Below are 2,324 nucleotides of genomic sequence, written 5' to 3'. Positions count from 1 at the left end.
CTTCGGGTCGGGCAGCAGGGCGGCGAAGGCCGGCGGGTAGGGCACCTTGGGCGCGGTGGGCCCGAACGCCCCGGCGTCGCGTACGCCGTCCCATGCGGCAGGGGGCCGCGGGGCGTCGAACCGGCGGGGCCCGACGGGCGCGGCGGCGTAGGGGATCCCCCGGAAGACGGCGATCCCGTCGCCCTCCCAGCGGCCCTCCACGATGCCGTGTCCGGTGCCGGCCCGGGGCCGTCCGCCGCCCGCTGCGCTCATCCGTGCTCTCCTCACCAGGGTGTCCTCCGGGGCACCGTCGCACAGGCGTCCACGGCCTGACAAGGCACGATCGGGTCGCGCGGACGGGATCGCGCCGGGCCGGGAGTGTCCGGTCGCGCGGCCTGGAAGCGGCCGGGAAGCGGCTCGGAAGCGGCTCGGAAGCGGCTCGGAAGCGGCCGGGAAACGGTCACTCGGGTGCGGTCGTACTCCGGCTCTGTCCGTTTTCGTGTCACCCGGTAGCCGAACGGGCCGTGACCACTCGGCTCCCGCCGCGTTGTACGCCATGTCACGCGCCGCAGCGATGCGGCGCCCCACATCTCATGAGGAGATCTTGATGTCGCGTATCGCGAAGGCATTCGCCATCACCGCTGTGGCGGGCACCGCCGTGGCCGCGGGTGCGGGTCTGGCTGTCGCCGATGCCGGAGCGCACGGTGCGGCTGTCGGCTCCCCCGGTGTCGCGTCCGGCAACGTGGTGCAGGTCCCGGTCCACATCCCGGTCAACGTCTGCGGCAACACCGTCAACGTGATCGCCCTGCTGAACCCGGCCTTCGGCAACACCTGCGTCAACGCCTCCGGCGGCGACGACAAGCACCACACCGAGGGCGGCAGCTACGGCGAGTGACCGTCTCGCCCGCCTGACCGGCTGAAGGGCCCCCGCCACGTGGCGGGGGCCCTTTCCGTGTCCGCGTACGCATGCGGGGGCCCGGCCCCCGTGGTGCTCGGGGGCCGGCGGTCACTCGTAGCGGTAGACGCCCCGGTGTCCCAGCATCTCCCGCGGGGTGACGTCCCACGGGGGCATCGGCTCGTCGAGGGAGATGACCCGGCCGCGCTGGAGGTCGCCCAGCTCCAGGGGGGCCGCCGGCAGGTAGCCGGAGCCGGGGTGGCGCTGCTGCCAGCGGTCCCAGAGCAGGTCCACGAAGGCGTGGTGCAGCCAGAAGGCGGGGTCGTTGGGGGCGGTGCCGCCGGTCATGTGGCCGCCGATCCACTGGTGGACCTTGTTGTGGTTGCGCCAGCGCTCGCTGCGGGGCGCGGCCCAGCCCTCCAGCTTGTTGCGGAAGCCGCCTTCGCGGGCGGTGGAGTCCCAGGGCGCCGAGTCGTAGAGGGGGTCGTCGAGGGCCCACTGGAGTTCGGCGGCGGTCGGGAGGGTGATCGGGTTGGCCGGCCGGCCGAGGTTGCGGGTGAGGAAGCGGGCCTCGCTGACGCCGACGGTGATCGTCCAGTTGCCCCGCTCGTAGGCGAAGGGGCCGGTGGTCACCTGGCGGTCGCCCTCGCGGCCGGTGCCGCCGAGGAAGTCCTCGGCCCAGAGGGAGGAGACGGGGCTGCTGTCGGTGGTCCAGTCCCAGTACGGGAGGGAGACCTGCGGGTCGACGGCCCGCAGCCGCTGCTCGAACTCCAGCAGGTAGCGGCGGTGCCAGGGGAAGAACGAGGGGGACATGTGCCCGACGCGCAGCTTCCGCTCCCGGTCGGGCACGAAGTAGGTGCCGTGGGTGCGGACGAACTCGTCGTAGACGCCGCTGCGCTTGAGTTCCAGCAGGGCGGCCGTGAACCGCTTCTTCTGGGCGCTGGTCAGGTTCTTCTGGTTCTGCCGGGTGTACAAGTCGGGGCTCCTCCCGTTCCCGTCCGTCAGCCGTGGTGCGGTGCGGCGAGGGCCAGTTGGCTGGTGCCGAGTTCGTCGACGGCCGCGCGGGCGAGTTCCAGCGGGGTCCCGTAGGACTGGAAGTGGTTGACCCCGCTGAGGTAGGTCCCGTCGGCGCGCCGCATGACGTGCAGGGGCCGGCCGTCGATGCGGACCTGTGCGGAGGCCAGGTCGACGCTGATGTGGCGGCCGCGGTACGTCTCCTCGGCGAGGGGGGCCGGGGTGAGGGTCTGGCGGGGGCCCCGGGCGCGCAGTACGGGGGCCAGGGCCGCGGCCACGCCGCCTGCCACGGCCGCGCTGAAGGCCGTACGCAGGACCGCGCGGCGGGTCAGTGGTGCGGCGGGTGCTGCGTACATACGGTCTCCCTCGCTCGGCGGTCGGTGTTCGCCTGTCCAACGAGGAGCGGCCGTGCGAGGTCACCTGTCACCCGGTGTGC

General features: G+C 73.4%; 4 protein-coding genes. 1 reads left to right on the top strand and 3 read right to left on the bottom strand.

Translation table 11 applies throughout. The features are described from left to right. The coding region (locus SSNG_RS38260; protein WP_165365041.1) for a carboxylesterase family protein at positions 1-252 on the bottom strand (252 nt) is incomplete at its 3' end. 334 nt (positions 253-586) lie between these two features. Here SSNG_RS38260 and SSNG_RS31180 point away from each other — a divergent pair. Beyond that, positions 587-874: a chaplin gene (locus tag SSNG_RS31180; protein ID WP_042802413.1), complete on the top strand. Its 288-nt coding sequence runs from the start codon at positions 587-589 to the stop codon at positions 872-874. A gap of 111 nt (positions 875-985) precedes the next feature. Here SSNG_RS31180 and SSNG_RS31175 read toward each other — a convergent pair whose 3' ends face one another. After that, positions 986-1,849, bottom strand: a complete 864-nt coding sequence (locus SSNG_RS31175; RefSeq protein WP_007267933.1) for a tyrosinase family protein — start codon at positions 1,847-1,849, stop codon at positions 986-988. Between the two features lie 26 nt (positions 1,850-1,875). After that, the gene (locus tag SSNG_RS31170; RefSeq protein ID WP_007267932.1) at positions 1,876-2,244 is read right to left on the bottom strand and encodes a tyrosinase family oxidase copper chaperone; all 369 of its coding nucleotides are present in this window, start codon (positions 2,242-2,244) and stop codon (positions 1,876-1,878) included. Positions 2,245-2,324: the final 80 nt, after the last annotated feature.

Source organism: Streptomyces sp. C (assembly GCF_000158895.1).
GTDB classification, from domain to species: domain Bacteria; phylum Actinomycetota; class Actinomycetes; order Streptomycetales; family Streptomycetaceae; genus Streptomyces; species Streptomyces racemochromogenes.
The sequence above is the reverse complement of the archived record's forward strand: the minus strand, read 5'-3'. Positions and strand labels throughout refer to the sequence as shown.